Below are 19,808 nucleotides of genomic sequence, written 5' to 3' on the forward strand. Positions count from 1 at the left end.
ACCCTATTCTTGAAAGTCAGGCTCTTATGCAGGCAACCATTCTTTTCGGTCATGGCTCGCGCGACCCTGTTTGGCGCGTTCCCATCGACACCGTGGCGCAGCGCATGCTTGCGATTCAGCCGCAGTGCTGTGTGCGCTGTGCATTTCTTGAAATCACGGCGCCAGACCTGGCAAGCACCACTGCCGAATTGGTGGCGCTGGGCGTTCAGGGCATCACCATCGTGCCCATGTTTCTGGGCGTCGGCCGCCATGCCCGGGAAGACCTGCCGGTGCTGGTCGAGCAACTCCAGCGTGACTACCCGCAGGTTGGTTTCGTGTTGCAACCGTCGGTCGGCGAAGACGCCCGTGTGGTCGAGTTGCTGGCGCAGATTGCCTTGCCGGCTGCCACTTTTTAAAGTCTGGCAGTGCCATGAACCTGCATCAATTCCGTTTTGTCCAGGAAGCCGTCCGGCGCAACCTCAATTTGACCGAGGCCGCCAAGGCGCTGCACACCTCACAGCCGGGCGTGTCCAAGGCCATCATCGAGCTCGAAGAAGAGCTTGGCATCGAGATCTTTGCGCGCCATGGCAAACGCCTGAAGCGCGTCACCGAGCCCGGTCTGCAAGTGCTCAAGAGCATTGAACTGATCATGCGTGAAGTCACCAACCTCAAGCGCATTGGCGATGAGTTCAGTTCGCAGGACAGCGGCACCCTGTCGATTGCCACCACCCACACCCAGGCGCGCTATGTGCTGCCCGAACCGGTGGCCAAACTGCGCCTGGCCTACCCCAAGGTCAACGTCAGCCTGCACCAGGGCTCGCCCGACCAGGTGGCGCAGATGCTGATCGACGAAGTGGCCGAGATCGGCATCGCCACCGAGTCACTGGATGGCTATGACGAGCTGGTGACCCTGCCGTGCTACGAGTGGCAGCATGTGTTGGTGCTGCCCGCCGGCCACCCGCTGTGCAGCAAGGCGCACCTGACGCTGGAAGACATTGCCAACGAGCCGCTGATCACCTACCACCCGTCTTACACCGGCCGCACCAAGATCGACCACGCCTTTGCCACGCGCAAGCTCGCACCCCGCATTGCGCTCGAAGCCATTGACTCGGACGTGATCAAGACCTACGTCAAGCTGGGCCTGGGGGTGGGCATTGCCGCCGAAATGTCGGTGCGCGACGTGGCCGAAGGCGGCGCCAACAATGAACTGGTGATCCGGCCTGCGGGCCAGTTGTTTGGCCAGAATGTGGCGCGCGTCGCTTTCAAGCGCGGCGCCTACCTGCGCAATTTTGTCTATCAATTTGCCGAACTGCTGAGCTCCCGGCTCAACCGCACCCTGGTCGCCCGCGCCATGACGGGACACGTTAACGACTATGAATTGTGAAACTTTGCGGGACAGACCAAGATTTGCGAAGCAAATTTGCTCTGTCCTCAACATATTAGAACCTTGCGGGACAGACCAAGATTTGCGAAGCAAATTTGCTCTGTCCTCAACTGATTAAAAATGATCACGCTCAAAACCAAGCTGCCCAACGTCGGCACCACCATCTTTACCGTCATGTCGGCCCTGGCGGTGGAAAAAAATGCGGTCAACCTGGGTCAGGGTTTCCCGGACTTCGACTGCGACCCCAGGTTGGTGGAGGCCGTCACCCACGCCATGCAGCAGGGCAAGAACCAGTACCCGCCGATGCCCGGTGTGCCGGTGCTGCGCGAGGCCGTGGCGGCCAAGATCGCTGCGCTCTACAACCGTTCCTACAGCGCCGCCACCGAGATCACCATCACCGCGGGCGCCACGCAAGCGATCCTCACCATCATTCTGGCCGTCGTGCATCCGGGCGACGAGGTGATTGTGCTGGAGCCCTGCTACGACAGTTATGTGCCCAACATCGAGCTCGCCGGTGGTGTGCCGGTGCGCGTGCCCCTGACGCCCGGCACGTTTCGCCCCGACTTTGCAAGAATAGCCGCCGCCATCACGTCCAAAACGCGCGCCATCATCGTCAACTCGCCGCACAACCCGAGCGGAACGGTCTGGACGGCGGCTGAAATGCGGCAGCTTGAAACACTTCTGGCACCGACCAACGTGCTGTTGATCAGCGACGAGGTGTACGAGCACATGGTGTTTGACGGCCAGAAGCACCAAAGCGCGGCCATGTTTGCAGGCCTGGCGGAACGCGCCTTCGTGGTGTCGAGCTTCGGCAAAACTTACCACGTGACGGGCTGGAAAGTGGGCTACGTGGCGGCACCGGCGGCACTTACCCAGGAGTTTCGCAAGGTGCACCAGTTCAATGTGTTCACCGTCAACACCCCGGTGCAGTTCGGCCTGGCCGAGTACATGACGCACCAGGACGCCTACCTCAAGCTGCCGGATTTTTACCAGGAAAAGCGCGACTTTTTCCGGGACGGCCTGAAAGACAGCAAGTTCAAGCTGTTGCCCTGTGAAGGCACCTATTTCCAGTGTGTGGACACCTCCCGCATCAACGACCTGAAAGAAGCCGATTTCTGCCAGTGGCTCACTGCCGAGATCGGCGTGGCAGCCATTCCCCTGTCGGCTTTCTACGGCGCAGGCTTCGACCAGCAGGTGGTGCGGTTTTGCTTTGCCAAGAAAACAGCCACGCTGCAAATGGCGCTGGACAAATTGCAACGACTGTGAGCCGGACTGTCTGGTCGTGCCGTCAACCGCGCAGCGCATTCAGGCTGCGCGCCAGGCCGGCTTCCAGCGGCCAGGGTTCAGCGCCCCAGAGCGCGGCCAGCAGTTCGGCGCACAACACCGAAAAACTCAAACCCCGTGAACCCATACCAGCGCAAAGCCACAAACCAGGCTGGTCTCCTGTTTCCAGTGGTCCCACCGCGGGCAGCCGGTCAGCCGTCACGCAGCGGGTGTTTTTCCAGCCGTTGAGCGTGCCGGACTCAAACGCGGTTTGCAACTGACTTGCCAGCTCAGGCAGCAAAGCTTGCAGGTGCTGCAGGTTGCCGAGGTGATTGTCCTGGTCGCTGCGTTCGGCTTCACGGGCGCTTTGGTACGACGAACCCATGAACCAGGCCGAACTGCCGTCCATGGGCACATGGGGCACCATCGCCCCAGAACCGTTGACCGGGTAGGGTGGAAAGATAGCGGGCTCGGGTTCGGCATGCATGGCCCAACTCAACAGGCCGCGCAGACCCTGCATCGCGGGCACCCGGGTCAAACTGGCAGCACGTTCAGGTTCGTCCTGCAGCAAACGCTGTACCAAGGTAGCAGCGCCACAGGCGTTGGCCAGCACCACGCGCTCGGCGCTGCACAGCACCTGGCCCTGCGCATCCAGCAGTTCCCATGCGCCTTTGCCTTGATGCAGCCTGGCCACCGCTGCGTTGCCCATGAACGTGACGCCGGGTTGCCTGAGCCAGGCGCGCACCAGCTGCGCCGGTTTGAGCCAGGCACCGTGCGGGTGCCAGACATCCTGCGTGGTGTCGATGCCCTCGGCCCAATCGGCCTTGTGTAACGATGTTTGCGCCGGGGTTGACCATTCCTGTCCGGCATCGCGCCAGTGGATCGGCAGGGTGGGGTTGCCGTCAATATGCCGCTCCTGCACGCCGTTGGGTGCCCAGTCCCGGCCTGCCACCAGCAGGCTGCGCGCTTGCTGCAGCATCAGGCGCACACCGCTGCGCGACAGCCGTGACAGCGCGCAGTCGTCCGCCGAGACATGCGGCACGACCAGGCCGACGGGCAGTCCGGACGCGCCAGCCGCTGGCGTCTCGGCCTGATCCAGCACGGTCACATGCCAGCCGCGCCGCGCCAGCGCTGCCGCCACACTGGCCCCGGCCAGGCCGGCGCCAATGACGGCACAGGTGCCAACGGGCAAGGCGCTTGCAACGGCATTGGGCCGGGAATTTTTAAGTTGCCAGCGCGGGTCGAAGCGGGCTTGGATCAGTGCCGGGGCGGTGCTTGAGTTTGGTGTGGCAGAGGTCTCTATTTCAAAGCCACATTGCGCCAAATGGCTGCTTAAATTCGACAGGGCAAGCTGATTTGGCGCATTGGCGACCAAACGGGTGCCACGGCGGCAGCAGCGCGCCAGCGCCTTGAAGATCCAAGGTGCATCCGCGTCGTCCACTGGCGCGCTCAAGGCCACCGCATCGGCTTCGAACCGTTGCTGGCGCAGCAGGCTCAAGGTTTCGCCCACGCACAGGGTCAGCACCACCTGGCCCTGATCCAGCACAAAACGGTGGAAACCCGGCAACAGTCCGAACCATTGGCTGACAAGCTCATGTGCAAACAGCTTCAGCGCCGGGTCCTGGCCAGCACCGCTCAGCACAGTCTGGTGGCTGACCGGGTGCTGGCAAAACGCCACATAGTGCAGCAGGCGAGGGCGCTGCGGGTCCAGACGCCAGGACTGCCAACTTGTGAGAAAGCGTTCGCCCTGCGCAAACTGCGTGTCCAGCATGCGCCAGCAGGCCAGCCCTTGCCACGCGCTTGTAGGGTCTTTGTTCAGGGTTGGCTGCGGTTTTTCAGGGCTAACCGCCATCGTGCGGGTTTAATCCTTGGGTGGTACGAAGCCTTGGGCGGCATCGGCGCCACCGCCAAAAAAGTGGTTCTCCATTTGCCGTGCCAGGTATTGGCGGGCGCGTGCGTCGGCCAGATTCAGGCGGTTTTCATTGACCAGCATGGTCTGGTGCTTGAGCCAGTCGGCCCAGGCCTGCTTGCTGACACTTTGCCATATGCGCTTGCCCAATTCCCCCGGATAGGGTGGAAAGTCGAGGCCCTCGGCTTCAATACCCAGTTTGATGCAGTTCACAGTGCGCGCCATAACAATCTTTCAAGGATGGTGTCAAAAACGTGCAACTGTAGCAAGGTTTTTCACAAAGCGCGCCACTGCGTTAAAATCCGACCTATGTCAAAAGCAGATACCAAAACCAAAATCGTGGCCGATGGCCTGCGTTACAAATCCAAGGTGTCGGGTTCGCCTTTCACCGCCGCGACTTCGTTTGGTGCCGCCACCATGTCGTGCTTCCTGTGCGGCAAGCACCGCGCGCGCTCCCAAATGGTCTCGAAGAAAATTCTTGGCAAGTCACAGGCCGTGTGTTCACCTTCTTGCAAAGCCCTTGACGAAGCGTCCAAGTAAGCTGCCTTAGCCGCATGCCAAACGTTTTTTTGATGACGATCGACAACGCGCCCCGGCGCGTTTTCGCATTTTTAGGTGGTGTCTGTCTGGCCATGCTGGCCTTCGGCTTGTACTTGCAGCACAGCCAGGGGCTGGAGCCCTGCCCAATGTGCATCGTCCAGCGTTATGCCCTTTTCTCGGTCGCCATTGTGGCCGGCCTGCTCAGCGCGAGCGGCCGCAGGCGCGTCCATTTTTGGGGCTCGCTGGCACTGTTGCTGGCAGCGGGTTTTGGTGCTTTTGTGGCGGCGCGGCAAAGCTGGCTGCAGTGGTATCCGCCTGAGGTTGCCACTTGCGGCCGGGATTTTTACGGCATGATCGAAAACTTTCCGCTGCAGCGCGCCATTCCCATGATTTTCAAGGGTAGCGGCGACTGCTCAGCGGTTGACTGGACCTTTCTGGGCGGCTCCATCGCCAATTGGGCCTTTGTCGTCTTCAGCCTGGTGATCTTGCTGGCCAGCGTGATGGTTTGGCGCAAGCGTCGTTAAATGGTTGGGGTCAGAGCACATCGCTGCGCGAGTGGTCTGACCCGCAAGGTCTCAAGTTAGTTGGGGTCGGAGCACATCGCCTTGCGAGTGGTCTGACCCGCAAGGTCTCAAGTTAGTTGGGATCGGAGCACATCGCCTTGCGAGTGGTCTGACCCACAATGTCTCAGATGGGCAGACTGTCAAACGACTCGTAGCTTTTGCGCAGCCAGTTTTTCACGCGCTGGCGCTCCAGCAGTCCCAGTGCATCTTCTTCCGAGCGGTTGTGGATGGCGGCCCAGAAGCTGGCGTTCTGGCGGTCGATCTTGCGCATGCTGGCTTCGTGCAATTGCGCCAGCGTGACGATTTTTGCGCCCAGCGCCAGCGCCCTGGCCATGGCCGGCGATGCCTCAAGTTGTGAAAAATCGGTGCCGCGCCCCATGTTCTTGACAATCAGGTAGTTCGGACCGGCGCCGTACGCGTCGAGCAGCCGTTCGAGCAAATCCACCGAGTCCTTGCCGGCGTCGGCCACATGCCAGAAGTTCACCGCAATGCCCATGTCGGCCAGCAACGCCAGCAGGTCGGAGTCCTTGACCCAGCGCGCCAGCGGGGCGGCCGTTTGGGCTGCCAGATCGACGATCACGCGGGGTGTCTCGCCTTCATTGGCGTTCTCGAAAACGCTGACCACCCGGTCCAGCCCCTCGTAGCTGTCCACCAGCACGGGCGCCGCGTAATCGGCATAGAAGCGGGTAAACGAGGTGTGCGAGCGGTCGGTGTCAAAGCCCATGAAGGGCAGGTCCTTGTCGATCAGGTACTGCGCCAGCACACGCGCCACCACAGATTTGCCGACGCCACCTTTTTCGCCGCCGATGAAATTGAGAGAACTCATGATTTTCCTGTTTGTATGAAAGTTTGAAGCACGATGAAGATCACTTGAGAGCAAGCAAGAGTCATGCTCAAAAAGGTGCAGCTGTACCCTTTTAGGTGATCTTCTTGACCAGCACCTGGCTCTTGCGGTCCCAGTTGTACTTGCGTTTGCGCGCTTCGGGCAGCCAGTCGGCGTCCACTTGCACAAAGCCGCGCCGCAGGAACCAGTGCATGGTGCGGGTGGACAGCACAAAAATGCTGTCCAGCCCGGCGGCTTTGGCGCGCTGCTCGATGCGCTTGAGCACGCGTTCGCCATCGCCCTGGCCCTGCACCTGCGGCGACACGGTGAGCGCGGCCATCTCGCCGGTGCGGGCTTCCGGGTAGGCGTAGAGCGCGGCGCAGGCAAAAATCACGCCGTCGTGCTCGATCACGGTGTACAGGCCCACGTCACGCTCTATTTCGGTGCGGCTGCGCTTGACCAGTGTGCCATCCTTTTCGAACGGCTCGATCAATTGCAAAATGCCGCCGACATCGTCCACCGTGGCTTCGCGCAGGCTCTCCAGCTTTTCATCGACCACCATGGTGCCAATGCCGTCGTGCACATAAACCTCCAGCAAAATCGAGCCGTCCACCGCGAACGGGATGATGTGGCTGCGCTCGACGCCGCCTTTGCAGGCCTTGACGCAATGCTGCAAATAAAACGCCGTGTCGTTCGGCGCGTTGGCATCGGGCAAATCGGCCAGCAGCTTTTCGGCCGCCGCCAGCGGCAACTCGGTGTCGATGGGGTTGTCCTCGCTCACGGGCTGGTTTACCTGGGTGGCAATGCCGGGGATTTCGGTGACAAAGATCAGCTTGTCGGCTTGCAGCGCAGTGGCTACCGAAGTGGCGACCTCTTCCATGGTCAGGTTGAATGCCTCGCCGGTGGGCGAAAAGCCGAACGGCGACATCAGCACCAGCGCGCCCATGTCGAGCGAGCGCATGATGCCCGCGGTGTCGATCTTGCGCACCACGCCCGAGTGCTGAAAGTCCACGCCCTCCACAATGCCGACCGGGCGCGCGGTCAAAAAGTTACCAGAAATGACTCGCACCGTGGCCCCCGCCATGGGCGTGTTGGGCAGGCCCTGGCTGAACGCCGCCTCGATCTCATAGCGCAACTGGCCGGCGGCTTCCTGGGCGCAGTCCAGCGACACCTCGTCGGTAATGCGGATGCCCTGGAAGTAGCGCGGCGTGTGGCCCTTGGCCTTGAGCTGCTCGTTCACCTGCGGCCGAAAACCATGCACCAGCACCACCTTGACGCCCATGCTCTGGATCAGCGCCAGGTCTTGCGCCAGGTTGGGCAACTTGCCCGCCGCAATCGCCTCGCCGCAGACGCCCACCACAAAGGTCTGGTGACGGAACTTGTGGATGTAGGGCGCCACCGAGCGGAACCAGGGGACAAAGGTGAAGTTGAAAATGGAGCTCATAGGGCAGGCTTTAGCAGTTGCAGGCGTTTGGAAGGCAGTAGGCGAATAAAGTCACGGTCAAAGGTTGCCAGCACTTCTTGCTGCTGCAGCACGCTGGCGGCGATCCAGGCATTGGGCAGGTCGTTGGCGCTCAGATTGTGATCCAGACAGAGCGTGCGCAATTTTGGCCACTCGTCTTGCATGACCAGCATGCCAGCGCCGGGGCTGGCCAGGATGCCATCGATAAACGCGACCGCCTGGGGTGTGGGTGTGGGCACCAAAAAAACGCGCGGGTGGGTGACCAGCCGCAGGAAACTGGCGACCACGGTCCCCAGCAATTTCAGATCGGCGTGGCTGGCGACATGCGTCATGGCCCGGGTTAACCACGCCAGCGCGGTGGCGTGGTGCGGGTGATCGGCGCGAGACGCAGCCACCAGCACATTGACATCGGGCGTCATTCTTCGGCCGCTTGCAACAGCGATGTGTTGCTGAGCGGGTCAATGCCTTGCTGCAGGCCGGTGGCACCATCAAACACCGGCAGAACGACCGGGGCGGCTGGGGCAACCGGGTTGGTGCCACGCGCGTATTGCGCCAGAAACTCGCGCACTTTGGCGCTGACCGAGGTGCCTTGCTCGATGGCCTTGATGCGGGCTTGTCGAATCAGCTCGTCATCCACAGAAATGGTCAGATTTGACATTTTGAACCTCCTGTTTTCAGTGTAGCACTTGAACCTGTGTAGCACGAATTGCTGCTAAGCAAGCGCTGCGCGGGGAGGGTCCTTTGACCTGGCAAGCTGGCACTGAGCGCACAATGAGTGCGCATCAATTTCGGTGTTATGGCTGTTTCGTCAGGAGGCTAAATCATGGGCAATCGTTTGTTTCGTCAATTGACCATTGGAATTTCTGCACTTTTTCTCGTCGCTACGGGCTTTGCACAAAACGTGACGCCGGTAACGGATTTCAGTGCTGCACCGGGCAATGGTGTTTACAGCTATGGTTCGAACACACCTGCGACGGTGATGGACCTCATCCAGCGGAGTCGGCCGCGACCTGCAGCCACCGCACAAGGCGAGCTCGTCTTGCCAACGAACGCTCCCGCGGATGCGAAGCTGCCGGCCGTGGTGCTGGTACATGGCTCCGGGGGAATTTATCCCGAGCAGATCAGCTTCTGGGCCAAGTTGTTCAATGAACATGGCATTGCGGTTCTCGTGATCGATGTTTTCGGCCCACGCGGCGTCAAGTCCACCGGCGAAGACCAGAGTCAGGTACCGTTTGCGGCAGATACTGCCGACGCATTCGCCGCGCTGGGAATGTTGGCCAGCCATCCACGCATCGACCCCAAGCGCATCGCGGTCATGGGATTTTCGCGCGGGGGCATCACGGCAGTTCGTAGCGGAGTAGTGCGCATCATCGATGGCGCCGCCCCCGCCGGGTTACGCTTTGCTGCGCACGTGGCTTTGTACAGCGGTGGATGCGCCGGCTCTTTGTCTGTGACACCCAAGGCCGGCGTATTCAGCCCCGAGCCGATGCTTTTCGTGCATGGCGACGCGGACGACTATGCCTACCTCAGCGACTGCCAGCGTTATGCGCAGCGCATCGCCGCTGCCGGCACGCCCACGGAGTTTGTGGTGCTGCCCGGCATTCGCCACAAGTTTGATGTGGACAACGGCCGGCGAATCAACCTCCCGTCGAACACCAAGACCAAAGAAGGCTGCCCGCTTGAGTTCGACATCGTCGACCTCAAGACACGCGATGGTCGCAGCGGCGAGGTGCTGTCGCAGGACAAGGTGCAGGCAATCAACCGGGAGCTTTGCGCCGACAAGGGGGCGACGATTGAGGGCGACCGCAAGGCGCGAGAGACGGCGGGCAAGGCGGTGATTGAGTTCCTGAAGAAGATATTCAAGGCATGACCGTTCTCATCCCGTGCGGGGACGCGAGTACGCAGGTGCCCTCGGTATTTTGTACGAATGAACGTCAACCCTGCTGCTGGATGCAAGTTGCGCTGGATGCCGGTACTTGTTCGGCGTTTGATTTGATCGCCAGCCAGCCATAACTCGCCGCCCACCGCCGCCCCCTGACGCGGCCGCGATAATTGCGGCCCAATGTCAGTACCTTTGAAAATCGACTTTCCCGAAGACTTGCCCGTCAGCGCCCGCCGTGAGGAGATCATGGCCGCCATGCAGGCGCACCAGGTCATCATTGTTTGCGGTGAGACCGGCTCGGGCAAAACCACGCAGTTGCCCAAAATCGCCCTGGCGCTGGGGCGCGGCAAGCTCAATTACCCGCTGCTCAACCCCGACGGCTCGCGTGCGCCGCCGGGCAAGCTCATTGGCCACACCCAGCCCCGGCGCATTGCAGCCAGCAGCGTGGCCAAACGCATTGCCGAAGAATTGCACACCACGCTGGGCGACGTGGTCGGCTTCAAGGTTCGCTTTCAGGATCGGCTGAGCCGCGACAGCTCGGTCAAGCTGATGACGGACGGCATTTTGCTGGCCGAGACGCAAACCGACCCGCTGCTGAAAGCCTACGACACCATCATCATCGACGAGGCGCATGAGCGCAGCCTGAACATCGACTTTTTGCTGGGTTACCTGAAGCAAATCCTGCCGCGTCGGCCCGACCTGAAAGTGGTGGTGACCTCGGCCACGATTGATGCCGAGCGTTTTGCCGAGCACTTTTCCAGTCGACAGGGGCCGGCACCGATCATCATGGTCTCGGGGCGCATGTTCCCGGTCGAGCAGCGCTACCGGCCGTTCGAGGAGGCGCGCGATTACGACCTGAACGACGCGATCGCCGATGCGGTGGACGAGCTTTGGCGGGACGTGCACAACAGCGGCGACATTCTGGTGTTTTTACCGGGTGAGCGCGAAATTCGTGAGGCCGCTGACCACCTGCGCGGCCACCTGAGCCATCAGCCCCTCTTTCGCAATGCCGAGGTGTTGCCGCTGTTTGCCCGCCTGAGCCAGGCCGAGCAGGACCGAATCTTTGACGGCCACACCGGGCGCCGCATTGTGCTGGCCACCAATGTGGCCGAAACTTCGCTCACGGTGCCAGGCATTCGCTACGTGATCGATGTGGGCACCGCGCGCATGAAACGTTACAGCTTCCGAAGCAAGGTCGAGCAGCTGCTGGTCGAGCCGATCAGCCAGAGTTCGGCGAACCAGCGCGCCGGGCGCTGCGGCCGGGTGGCCAACGGCATCTGCATCCGGCTTTATGAAGAAAAAGACTTCAATAGCCGTCCCAAATTTACCGACCCCGAGATTCTGCGCAGTTCGCTCGCGGGCGTGATCCTGCGCATGAAGTCGCTGCACCTCGGTGTGGTGGAAGACTTTCCGTTTATCGAAAAACCGTCGGGGCGCGCCATTGCCGATGGTTACCAGCTGCTCAATGAACTTGGCGCCGTGGACGACGCCAACGAGCTCACGGCCACCGGCCAGGAACTGGCCAAATTGCCGCTCGACCCGCGCGTGGGCCGCATGATTCTGGAAGCGCGCACGCGCGAGGCGCTCGATGAGGTGCTGGTGATCGCCTCGGCGCTTTCGGTGCAGGATGTGCGCGACCGGCCCATGGAAGCACAGCAGCAAGCCGACCAGGCTCACGCCAAGTTCGACGACGAAAAGAGCGAATTCAGCGGCTATCTGAGGCTCTGGAAATGGATCAACGATGGCAAGGGCGGGGAAGGGCAGCACAAGCTCAGTAACCGCCAGTACGAACAGTTGCTGCGGCAGAACTTCGTCAGCATGCGTCGTGTGCGCGAGTGGCGCGACATCCATTCGCAATTGCACACCGTGGTGGCCGAGCACAAGTGGCGCCTGAACACCGTGCCGGCCAGTTATGAGCAGTTGCACTTGTCGATGCTGGCGGGCTTGCTCGGCAACATCGGCTACAAGCTGGAAACCGAGGGCGGTGGCGGGGGTGAATATTTGGGCGCGCGCGGCATCAAGTTTTATCCGCACCCCGGCGCGCATCTGGTTAAGAAGCCGGGGCGCTGGATTGTGGCGGCCGAGCTGGTGGAAACCACGCGTTTGTTTGGCCGTGGCATTGCCGCGATTGAGCCTCAGTGGCTGGAGCAGGTGGGGGGCCACTTGCTGAAAAAACAATTGCTCGACCCGCATTGGGAAAAGAAGTCGGCCGAGGTCAATGCGCTGGAGCGCGCCACGCTCTATGGCATCGTGGTGTACAGCGGCCGGCGCGTCAATTACGGCCGGGTGGACCAGGTCGGCGCGCGCGAGATTTTCATCCGCGAGGCGTTGGTGAACGGCCTGTGGGACTGCAAGTGGCCGTTTTTGCAGGCCAACCAAAAGCTCATCAAACAGGTTGAAGACCTGGAACACAAGGCGCGCCGACAGGACGTGCTGATCGACGACGAGTTGATCTACGCCTTTTACGACCAGCAGTTGCCGGCCGACGTCTGCAGCGGCTACAGCTTCGATGCCTGGTACCGCGAAGCCTGCAAAAAGCCCGAGTATCTGATGCCCATGCCGGTGCGCGGCGCGGCGCCCAGCGGCAACAGCAAATTATTGTTGCTGACCCGCGAAGAACTCATGCGCCATGAGGCGGCGGGCATCACCACCCAGTCCTTTCCCAAAACCATTCGCCTGGGCGGCGTCGATTGCGCGGCCGTTTACCTGCACGAACCCGGCGACGCCAAAGACGGCCTGACCGTGACCGTGCCGCTGTTTGTGTTGAACCAGGTCAATGAGGAACGCTGCGAATGGCTGGTGCCCGGCATGCTCAAGGACAAGATCCAGGCGCTGCTCAAGACCCTGCACCAACGCCCGCGCTCACGCCTGGTGCCGCTGCCCGAGAGCGCCCGCAAGATGGCTGAAACGCTGAATGCGCCGGAGGTGTTTGGCCACGGTTCGCTGCTGGATGCGGTGCTCAAACTGGTGCGTGCCGCCACCACTGTGGACGTGGTGCGCGCCGACATCAAGCTCGACATGCTCAGCCCTCACCTTTTTATGAACTTCCGGGTGGTCGATGAACACGGCCGCCAACTCGGCGCCGGGCGCAATCTGGGTGCGCTGAAGGCCGAGCTGGGGGCGCAGGCGCGCGGCGCATTTCAGGCGCTGGCCGGGCTCAAGCTGGGGCAGGGCGGCGTTAACACCGCTGCTTCTCCCGTCATTGCGAGCCCTTCGGCTGGCTCAGGACAGGCTGCAGCGCGGCAATCCACGACACCCGCCGGCATGGATCGCCACGGCCTGCGGCCTCGCGATGACGGACATCAGCGGACAGAGGATTTGGAAAAGCGCGCCACCGAAATCAAGGTTGCAGTGACCGCCCAGCGCTATACCGCCTGGACCTTTGGTGAACTGCCCGAACTGCTCGAAATCCAGAAAGGCGGCCAGACGCTGATCGGCTACCCCGGCCTGATCGACGCCGGTGACGCCGTCACCATCGAGGTCTTCGACGAGCCCGATGTGGCCGCCGTCAGACACCGCGCCGGTCTGCGCCGCCTGTTTGCCCTGCAGATCAGGGACGCGCTCAAGTACCTCGAAAAGAACATTCCTGACCTGCAAAAAATGGCCGTCACCTACATGCAGGTGGGCAAGAGCCCGGACGGCAGCGGCACCGGTGGCACGCTGGAAGAATTGCGCGAACAAATCATTCAGGTGGCACTCGACCGCGCCTTTTTGCTCGAGCCGCTACCGGCCGATGAATTTGCCTTTAAAAAGCGCATCGACGAGGGCCGCGGCCGCCTGACCCTGATCGCCACCGAAGTGGCGCGGCTGGCCGCTGCCATTCTGGCCGAGTACGCGCTGGCAGCACGCAAGATCAAGGACACCAAAAACGCGCCGGACGCCACGCAGGATGCGGCCCAGCAGCTTGCCCGCCTGATGCCCAAGCGCTTTTTGAGCGTCACGCCCTGGGCAAGCCTGCACCACTTCACCCGCTACCTGAAAGCCATCACCGCGCGCCTTGACAAATACCGTGCCGACCCGGCGCGTGACCTGGCACGCCTCAAAGAGCTGCAGCCATTGGAGCAGCGTTACGCGCGCCTGCTCGCCGAGCGCAAGGGCGTGGTCGATGAACGGCTTCAGGAATTCCGCTGGCTGCTCGAAGAACTGCGCGTCAGCTTTTTCGCCCAGGAGCTGCGCACGCCGCAGCCGGTAAGCGTCAAGCGCCTGGAAAAAGCCTGGGCGCAGCTGGGGTAGCCCAGTCGCCTCGCGGGAGCGGCGCCTTGTGGGCGTTGCGCCTTGTGGGAGCGGCGCCCTCGCCGCGATTGAATTAAAAATCCATGCGCATCCCGCGCCTGTCTTGATAATTCGCATCCCACTGCCCGCTGGCATGACTATTCTGAAAACCCATTCCGGATTTTCAAAGTACAGGAGTCGCCATGGCAATACAACTCAAGGAATTTGCGACCAACCTGGTCGCCGTGGTCGAACCCGATACCTCGGCGCGGGTGGTGGCGCAGCTCATGCGCCGGCACCATATCGGCGCCCTGGTGGTGGTGGATGCGCTCGACAAAAACAAGCCGGTCGGCATAGTCACCGACCGCGATCTGGTCCTTGAGCTCATGGCCGAAGGGCTTGACCCGGCCGTCTTCACGGCGGGCGACATCATGTCGGTCGATCTGGTCAAGGCGCAACCCGAGATGGACGCCATGGATGCCGTGCAACTGATGAAAAAATACCGGCTGAGGCGCCTGGTGATCGTTGACAAGGAGGGCAATCTGGCGGGCATCTTGACGATTGAGGACGTGTTGGGCTTGCTGACGCATGAACTTGCCGATCTGGCCGTCGATTTGGGCAGCGCCAGAGACCGGGAGACACGCGAGCAGGCAATGAAACACGCTGCTTGATAGCCAACAGGCGCCATCTGACCCGAACCCCAGCGAGGCAACGCATGGACCGACCCAGCATCATTCACAAAGACGCCGCAAACCAGCGTTTGCGACCTAACTGGACCGACTACGCCGATGAGCGCGGCAGGTTTACCTGGGACCAGGCGCGGCAGGACTTGCATGGCCTGCCCGGGGGTGGGCTCAACATGGGCTTCGAGGCGGTGGACCGGCATGCCGCGGGCACGCTGCGCTACCACGCGGCGCTGCGCTTTGTCTCGCGCAACGGTCCTGCGCTGGAACTGAGTTACGCCGAGCTGGCGCGCCTTACCAACCGTTTTGCCAATGTGCTGCAAAGCCTTGGCGTCGGCAAGGGCGACCGCCTGTTCCTGCTGGCCGGGCGCATCCCCGAGCTCTATGTGGCGCTGCTGGGCGCGCTGAAAAATGGCACCGTGGTCACGCCGCTGTTCTCGGCCTTCGGCCCGGAACCCATTGCCACCCGCATCCAGATCGGCGCCGGTCAGGTGCTGGTGACCACCGACGTGCTGTACCGGCGCAAGGTGTGCCAGATGCGCGTGCAAATGCCCAGCCTGCGCCACGTCCTGCTGGTGGCCGAGGACGGCGGTATTACCCATGAGCCCGACACGCTCGACCTGGCCACGCTGATGGCCGCCGCGCCGGACACCTTCAGCACCGTCGCCACCACCGCAGACGACCCCGCGCTGCTGCATTTCACCAGCGGCACCACCGGCACGCCCAAGGGCGCGCTGCATGTGCATGGCGCGGCGGTGGCCCACGGCGCCACCGCGCGCTACGCGCTCGACCTGCATCCGCACGACCGCTACTGGTGCACCGCCGACCCGGGCTGGGTCACCGGCACCAGCTACGGCATCATCGCGCCCCTGCTGCAGGGCGTGACCTCGCTGGTGGACCGCGAAGAGTTCGACGCCGAGCGCTGGTACACGCTGCTGGCGCAGGAGCATGTGAGCGTCTGGTACACCGCGCCCACGGCCATCCGCATGCTGATGAAGGCCGGCCCCGAGCTGGCCAAGCGCCATTGCTACCCCTGCCTGCGCTTTGTCGCCAGCGTGGGCGAGCCGCTCAACCCGGAGGCCGTGTGGTGGGGCCAGGAGGTGCTGGGTCTTCCGATCCACGACAATTGGTGGCAGACCGAAACCGGCGGCATCATGATTGCCAACACCCCGGCTTTTGATATCAAGCCCGGCTCCATGGGGCGGCCCTTGCCGGGCATCGACGCCTTCATCGTCCAACACCTGGAGGCCGAGGGCGAGCCGCCCCGGGTGCGCGTCATCGACACCCCCGACGTCGAAGGCGAGCTCGCGTTGCAGCGCGGCTGGCCGTCGATGTTTCGCGGCTACCTCAACAACGAGGCGCGTTATGCCAAATGTTTTGCCGGCGACCTGTACCTGACCGGCGACCTGGCGCGGCGCGATGCCGACGGCTATTTCTGGTTTGTCGGCCGCGCTGATGACGTCATCAAGTCGGCCGGCCACCTGATCGGCCCGTTCGAGGTCGAAAGCGTGCTGATGGAGCACCCGGCGGTGGCCGAGGCCGGTGTCATCGGCAAGCCCGACCCGGTGGTCGGCGAGGTGGTCAAGGCCTTTGTCTCGATCAAGAGCGGCTTCGAGGCGGGCGAGCCGTTGCGCCTGGACATCCTGGCCCATGCGCGCCGGCGCCTGGGCGCTGCCGTGGCGCCCAAGGAGATCGCCTTTTTGCCGGTGCTGCCGCGCACCCGCAGCGGCAAGATCATGCGCCGACTGCTCAAGGCACGCGAGCTCGGCCTGCCCGAAGGCGACACCTCGACGCTGGAGGCTGGCGCATGAGCAAAATGAAAGTGCCAAAGCCACCCAGCGGCCCGGTGCCCTGGGACAAGCCCCTGGCGCACGCCATGCTGGCCGACATGCTGCGCATCCGGCGCATGGAAGAGCGCGCGGCCGAGCTGTATGGCCAGCAAAAAATTCGCGGCTTCTTGCACCTCTACATCGGCGAGGAAGCCGTGGCCACCGGCGTGCTGCGCGCCCTGGCGACGGACGACAACGTGGTGGCCACCTACCGCGAGCACGGCCACGCGCTGTTGCGCGGCATCAGCATGCAGGCCATCATGGCCGAGATGTTCGGCAAGCAGGATGGCTGTTCGCGCGGTCGCGGTGGTTCGATGCACCTGTTCGACCGCGCCAGCCGCTTCTACGGCGGCCAGGCCATCGTCGGCGGTGGCCTGCCGCTGGCCGCCGGTCTGGCGCTGGCCGACAAGCTCGGCGGCCGCAGCGCCTTGACCGCCTGCTTCTTTGGTGAGGGCGCGGTGGCCGAGGGCGCTTTTCATGAGGCCATGAACCTGGCCGCGCTGTGGCAGTTGCCGGTGCTGTTTTGCTGCGAAAACAATTTGTACGCCATGGGCACGGCACTTGGCCGCTCCGAGTCGCAGACCGATCTGTGCGCCAAGGCGGCGTCTTACGGCACCACCACGGTGAGCGTCGATGGCATGGACGTGGTGGAGGTGCACCAGACCGCGCTGCGCGCCGCACAGCAGGTGCGCCAGCACAGCCGCCCGGTGTTTTTGGAACTGCGCACCTTTCGCTACCGCGCGCACTCGATGTTCGACCCCGAGCTCTACCGGGCCAAGGAAGAAGTCGAGGCCTGGAAAACGCGCGGCCCGATCCACACCTACACCGCGCGCCTTAAAGGGCAGGGTAGCCTGAGCGAAGACGAATTCCTGGCGCTCGATGCGGCGGCGCAGGCCGAGGTCGAGGCGGCGGTGGCGTTTGCGGAAGGCTCTGACTGGGAACCGGTGGATGATCTGTTGCGAGACGTGCACACGGCGCAGGGAGCGGCATGATGGGCCGGCGCATCAGCTACCGCGACGCCTTGCGCGAGGCGCTGCGCGAAGCCATGCAAACTGACCCGCGCGTGTTCCTGATGGGCGAGGATGTGGGCTGCTACGGCGGCACCTATGCGGTGTCCAAAGGACTGCTCGAAGAGTTCGGCCCCGAGCGCATCCGTGACACGCCGTTGTCGGAGCTCGGCTTTGTCGGCGCCGGCATTGGCGCGGCACTGGGCGGCATGCGCCCGATTGTCGAGATCATGACAGTCAACTTCAGCCTGCTCGCGCTCGACCCTATCGTCAACAGCGCGGCCATGCTGCACCACATGTCGGGCGGCCAGTTTTCGGTGCCGCTGGTGATCCGCATGGCCACCGGCGCCGGGCGCCAGGTGGCCGCCCAGCACTCGAACAGTTTCGAGGGCTGGTACGCCCATGTGCCGGGCCTGCGCGTGCTGAGCCCCGCCACGGTGGAGGACGCGCGCGGCATGCTCAAGGCCGCTCTGGCCGACCCCGACCCGGTGTTGATCTTCGAGCACGCCCAGCTTTACAACAGCGAGGGCGATCTGCCCGACGACGAGACGTCGGCGGTGGACATTGCCAGCGCGCGGGTGCGCCGCGCGGGCTCCGACGTGAGCCTGATCACGCATGGCGGCAGCCTGCCCAAGGCCTTGCAGGCAGCGCAGCAACTGGCAGCGCAGGGCATTGCGGCCGAAGTGATCGACCTGCGCGTGCTGCGCCCGCTTGACGACGCCACGGTGATGGCGTCGGTGCGCAAGTGCCGCCGCGCGGTGCTGGTTGATGAAGGCTGGCGCTCCGGCAGCCTGGCCGCCGAGGTGATGGCGCGCATCTGCGAGCAGGCGTTTTTTGACCTGGACGCGCCGCTGGCGCGCGTCTGCAGCGAGGAGGTGCCCATTCCCTATCCCCGGCACCTCGAAGAAGCGGCCTTGCCGCAGGTGGACAAAATCGTCGCGGCAGTGCAAGCAGTGATGGGAGTCGGCGCATGATCGAATTCAAATTACCCTCGCTGGGCGCCGACATGGACGAAGGCACGCTGCTGGCGTGGCACGTCAAGCCCGGCGACGCGGTCAGGCGCGGCCAGGTGGTGGCGGTGGTGGACACCTCAAAGGCTGCGGTGGATGTCGAAATCTGGCACGACGGCGTGGTGCATGAGCTGCTGGTGCAAGTGGGCGAAAAAGTGCCGGTGGACACGGTGCTGGCGACGCTGCTGGCGCCGGGCGAGGCGGCGCCGCCTCCCGGTGCGGCAGTGCCACCTCGCCCGGCGCCAAGCCGCCAGCCGGTGTCGCCCTCGGCACGCCGTCGCGCGAAAGAACTCGGCATCGACCCCGACACCCTGGCGGGCAGCGGGGCGCAGGGCTCGGTCACGCTGGCCGACATCGAGGCGGCGCACGCTACAGCCGCGCAAGGCCGTTCGGAACAGGCGCCAGCGACAGCCCAGCCGGTCGCAGCACCGGATCGCCAGCAGGAAATGCGCAAAGCGATTGCCGCCGCCATGAGCCGCTCCAAGCGCGAAATTCCGCACTATTACCTGTCCGAAACGATCCCGATGCAGCGCGCGCTCGACTGGCTGCAGCAGCGCAATGCGGGCGTGCACATCACCGAGCGCATCCTCACTGCCGCGCTCTTGCTCAAGGCGGTGGCCGTTGCGTTGCAGCGCACGCCCGAGCTCAACGGCTTTTACCGCGACGGCCGCTTCGAAGCCAGCGCGGCCGTGCATCTCGGCGTGGCGATTTCGCTGCGCGGCGGCGGTCTGGTGGCGCCGGCGCTGCACGACGTGGGCGACAAGCCGCTGGCGCAACTCATGCGCGAGCTCGCCGACCTGGTCAAGCGCGCCCGTGCCGGCTCGCTGCGCAGCTCCGAGATGTCCGACCCCACCCTCACCATCACCAACCTGGGCGAGCAAAGCGTGCAGTCGGTGTTCGGCATCATCTACCCGCCGCAAGTTGCGCTGGTGGGCTTTGGCAGCATCGCGCAGCGGCCCTGGGTGGAAGATGGAAAGCTGTGCGCGCTGCCGCTGCTGTGCGCCACGCTGGCCGCCGACCATCGCGCCTCCGACGGGCACCGCGGCGCGTTGTTTCTGGCGGAGGTGCGCGAGCGCTTGCAGCAGCCGCAGACGCTGGCCGGTGATGCGCCATGAACCGCCAGGCCCCGACATCCTTCGCGGCGAGGGCGCCGCTCCCGATATGGATTGACCTGTCAATAAGTTGATTAGGTTTTTTCTCTGTTTCTTGGTTTTTCTGAGTCAGTGACTGTGGTTCAGGGGCTACAAGGCTGTGGGGCGACG

At 63.3% G+C, this 19,808-nt stretch carries 18 protein-coding genes; 12 read left to right on the forward strand and 6 right to left on the reverse strand.

The window, feature by feature from the left end:
- The first annotated feature begins 26 nt into the window (after nt 1-26).
- From PHF15_RS05950 to PHF15_RS05960, 3 genes are all read left to right on the forward strand, one after another.
- Entirely contained in the window at nt 27-395 is a 369-nt protein-coding gene (locus tag PHF15_RS05950) for a CbiX/SirB N-terminal domain-containing protein (protein WP_300119710.1), read from the forward strand.
- A gap of 14 nt (nt 396-409) precedes the next feature.
- Nucleotides 410-1,363 carry a CysB family HTH-type transcriptional regulator gene (locus PHF15_RS05955; RefSeq protein ID WP_300119711.1) on the forward strand — a complete coding sequence of 318 codons (954 nt, stop codon included), beginning with the start codon at nt 410-412 and terminating at the stop codon, nt 1,361-1,363.
- Between the two features lie 120 nt (nt 1,364-1,483).
- On the forward strand, nt 1,484-2,629 hold the full coding sequence (locus tag PHF15_RS05960; protein WP_300119713.1) for a pyridoxal phosphate-dependent aminotransferase: 1,146 nt from the start codon (nt 1,484-1,486) through the stop codon (nt 2,627-2,629).
- A 22-nt stretch (nt 2,630-2,651) separates the two neighbouring features.
- On the opposite strand, the gene PHF15_RS05965 is transcribed toward PHF15_RS05960, so the two are convergent.
- Complete coding sequence (locus PHF15_RS05965) at nt 2,652-4,478, reverse strand: FAD-dependent oxidoreductase (protein ID WP_300119714.1); 1,827 nt, start codon at nt 4,476-4,478, stop codon at nt 2,652-2,654.
- Between the two features lie 9 nt (nt 4,479-4,487).
- A complete protein-coding gene (locus tag PHF15_RS05970; protein WP_300119715.1) occupies nt 4,488-4,760 on the reverse strand; it encodes an oxidative damage protection protein in 273 nt (90 codons plus the stop codon).
- An 84-nt stretch (nt 4,761-4,844) separates the two neighbouring features.
- Between PHF15_RS05970 and PHF15_RS05975 the strand changes: the two genes are divergently transcribed.
- Nucleotides 4,845-5,075 carry a hypothetical protein gene (locus PHF15_RS05975; RefSeq protein WP_296161316.1) on the forward strand — a complete coding sequence of 77 codons (231 nt, stop codon included), beginning with the start codon at nt 4,845-4,847 and terminating at the stop codon, nt 5,073-5,075.
- 14 nt (nt 5,076-5,089) lie between these two features.
- Nucleotides 5,090-5,599 carry a disulfide bond formation protein B gene (locus PHF15_RS05980; protein WP_300119718.1) on the forward strand — a complete coding sequence of 170 codons (510 nt, stop codon included), beginning with the start codon at nt 5,090-5,092 and terminating at the stop codon, nt 5,597-5,599.
- Nucleotides 5,600-5,762: 163 nt separating this feature from the next.
- Here PHF15_RS05980 and PHF15_RS05985 read toward each other — a convergent pair whose 3' ends face one another.
- The 4 genes from PHF15_RS05985 to PHF15_RS06000 all read right to left on the reverse strand — a co-directional run bounded on the left by PHF15_RS05985 (nt 5,763) and on the right by PHF15_RS06000 (nt 8,581).
- A complete protein-coding gene (locus PHF15_RS05985; RefSeq protein WP_300119720.1) occupies nt 5,763-6,464 on the reverse strand; it encodes a mobilization protein in 702 nt (233 codons plus the stop codon).
- A gap of 91 nt (nt 6,465-6,555) precedes the next feature.
- A complete protein-coding gene (argA, locus tag PHF15_RS05990; protein ID WP_300119722.1) occupies nt 6,556-7,905 on the reverse strand; it encodes an amino-acid N-acetyltransferase in 1,350 nt (449 codons plus the stop codon).
- On the reverse strand, nt 7,902-8,342 hold the full coding sequence (locus PHF15_RS05995) for a TA system VapC family ribonuclease toxin (protein ID WP_300119724.1): 441 nt from the start codon (nt 8,340-8,342) through the stop codon (nt 7,902-7,904). The genes argA and PHF15_RS05995 overlap by 4 nt, the downstream gene beginning before the upstream one ends.
- The gene (locus PHF15_RS06000; protein WP_300119726.1) at nt 8,339-8,581 is read right to left on the reverse strand and encodes a DUF6364 family protein; all 243 of its coding nucleotides are present in this window, start codon (nt 8,579-8,581) and stop codon (nt 8,339-8,341) included. The genes PHF15_RS05995 and PHF15_RS06000 overlap by 4 nt, the downstream gene beginning before the upstream one ends.
- Nucleotides 8,582-8,746: 165 nt before the next feature.
- Between PHF15_RS06000 and PHF15_RS06005 the strand changes: the two genes are divergently transcribed.
- The 7 genes from PHF15_RS06005 (at nt 8,747) to PHF15_RS06035 (ending at nt 19,661) form a co-directional block, all read left to right on the forward strand.
- The gene (locus PHF15_RS06005; protein WP_300119728.1) at nt 8,747-9,793 is read left to right on the forward strand and encodes an alpha/beta fold hydrolase; all 1,047 of its coding nucleotides are present in this window, start codon (nt 8,747-8,749) and stop codon (nt 9,791-9,793) included.
- 192 nt (nt 9,794-9,985) lie between these two features.
- The gene (gene hrpA / locus PHF15_RS06010; RefSeq protein ID WP_300119730.1) at nt 9,986-14,038 is read left to right on the forward strand and encodes an ATP-dependent RNA helicase HrpA; all 4,053 of its coding nucleotides are present in this window, start codon (nt 9,986-9,988) and stop codon (nt 14,036-14,038) included.
- Between the two features lie 182 nt (nt 14,039-14,220).
- On the forward strand, nt 14,221-14,688 hold the full coding sequence (locus PHF15_RS06015) for a CBS domain-containing protein (protein ID WP_300119732.1): 468 nt from the start codon (nt 14,221-14,223) through the stop codon (nt 14,686-14,688).
- A gap of 44 nt (nt 14,689-14,732) precedes the next feature.
- The gene (acsA, locus tag PHF15_RS06020) at nt 14,733-16,511 is read left to right on the forward strand and encodes an acetate--CoA ligase (RefSeq protein ID WP_300119734.1); all 1,779 of its coding nucleotides are present in this window, start codon (nt 14,733-14,735) and stop codon (nt 16,509-16,511) included.
- On the forward strand, nt 16,508-17,521 hold the full coding sequence (gene pdhA / locus PHF15_RS06025) for a pyruvate dehydrogenase (acetyl-transferring) E1 component subunit alpha (protein WP_300119737.1): 1,014 nt from the start codon (nt 16,508-16,510) through the stop codon (nt 17,519-17,521). The genes acsA and pdhA overlap by 4 nt, the downstream gene beginning before the upstream one ends.
- Nucleotides 17,521-18,510, forward strand: a complete 990-nt coding sequence (locus tag PHF15_RS06030) for an alpha-ketoacid dehydrogenase subunit beta (protein WP_300119740.1) — start codon at nt 17,521-17,523, stop codon at nt 18,508-18,510. Before pdhA ends, PHF15_RS06030 begins: the two co-directional genes overlap by 1 nt.
- Entirely contained in the window at nt 18,507-19,661 is a 1,155-nt protein-coding gene (locus tag PHF15_RS06035; RefSeq protein WP_300119742.1) for a dihydrolipoamide acetyltransferase family protein, read from the forward strand. The genes PHF15_RS06030 and PHF15_RS06035 overlap by 4 nt, the downstream gene beginning before the upstream one ends.
- Nucleotides 19,662-19,808 lie beyond the last annotated feature (147 nt).

It is taken from the genome of Rhodoferax sp., assembly GCF_028689295.1.
In the GTDB taxonomy this organism is placed as follows: Bacteria; Pseudomonadota; Gammaproteobacteria; order Burkholderiales; family Burkholderiaceae_C; genus Rhodoferax.

Excerpts from the sequence above, each read along its gene's own strand:
- PHF15_RS05950 (WP_300119710.1), top strand. The coding sequence starts at position 27 with ATGCAGGCAACCATTCTTTTCGGTCATGGCTCGCGCGACCCTGTTTGG.
- PHF15_RS05955 (WP_300119711.1), top strand. The coding sequence starts at position 410 with ATGAACCTGCATCAATTCCGTTTTGTCCAGGAAGCCGTCCGGCGCAAC.
- PHF15_RS05960 (WP_300119713.1), top strand. The coding sequence starts at position 1,484 with ATGATCACGCTCAAAACCAAGCTGCCCAACGTCGGCACCACCATCTTT.
- PHF15_RS05965 (WP_300119714.1), bottom strand. The coding sequence starts at position 4,478 with ATGGCGGTTAGCCCTGAAAAACCGCAGCCAACCCTGAACAAAGACCCT.
- PHF15_RS05970 (WP_300119715.1), bottom strand. The coding sequence starts at position 4,760 with ATGGCGCGCACTGTGAACTGCATCAAACTGGGTATTGAAGCCGAGGGC.
- PHF15_RS05975 (WP_296161316.1), top strand. The coding sequence starts at position 4,845 with ATGTCAAAAGCAGATACCAAAACCAAAATCGTGGCCGATGGCCTGCGT.
- PHF15_RS05980 (WP_300119718.1), top strand. The coding sequence starts at position 5,090 with ATGCCAAACGTTTTTTTGATGACGATCGACAACGCGCCCCGGCGCGTT.
- PHF15_RS05985 (WP_300119720.1), bottom strand. The coding sequence starts at position 6,464 with ATGAGTTCTCTCAATTTCATCGGCGGCGAAAAAGGTGGCGTCGGCAAA.
- argA (WP_300119722.1), bottom strand. The coding sequence starts at position 7,905 with ATGAGCTCCATTTTCAACTTCACCTTTGTCCCCTGGTTCCGCTCGGTG.
- PHF15_RS05995 (WP_300119724.1), bottom strand. The coding sequence starts at position 8,342 with ATGACGCCCGATGTCAATGTGCTGGTGGCTGCGTCTCGCGCCGATCAC.
- PHF15_RS06000 (WP_300119726.1), bottom strand. The coding sequence starts at position 8,581 with ATGTCAAATCTGACCATTTCTGTGGATGACGAGCTGATTCGACAAGCC.
- PHF15_RS06005 (WP_300119728.1), top strand. The coding sequence starts at position 8,747 with ATGGGCAATCGTTTGTTTCGTCAATTGACCATTGGAATTTCTGCACTT.
- hrpA (WP_300119730.1), top strand. The coding sequence starts at position 9,986 with ATGTCAGTACCTTTGAAAATCGACTTTCCCGAAGACTTGCCCGTCAGC.
- PHF15_RS06015 (WP_300119732.1), top strand. The coding sequence starts at position 14,221 with ATGGCAATACAACTCAAGGAATTTGCGACCAACCTGGTCGCCGTGGTC.
- acsA (WP_300119734.1), top strand. The coding sequence starts at position 14,733 with ATGGACCGACCCAGCATCATTCACAAAGACGCCGCAAACCAGCGTTTG.
- pdhA (WP_300119737.1), top strand. The coding sequence starts at position 16,508 with ATGAGCAAAATGAAAGTGCCAAAGCCACCCAGCGGCCCGGTGCCCTGG.
- PHF15_RS06030 (WP_300119740.1), top strand. The coding sequence starts at position 17,521 with ATGGGCCGGCGCATCAGCTACCGCGACGCCTTGCGCGAGGCGCTGCGC.
- PHF15_RS06035 (WP_300119742.1), top strand. The coding sequence starts at position 18,507 with ATGATCGAATTCAAATTACCCTCGCTGGGCGCCGACATGGACGAAGGC.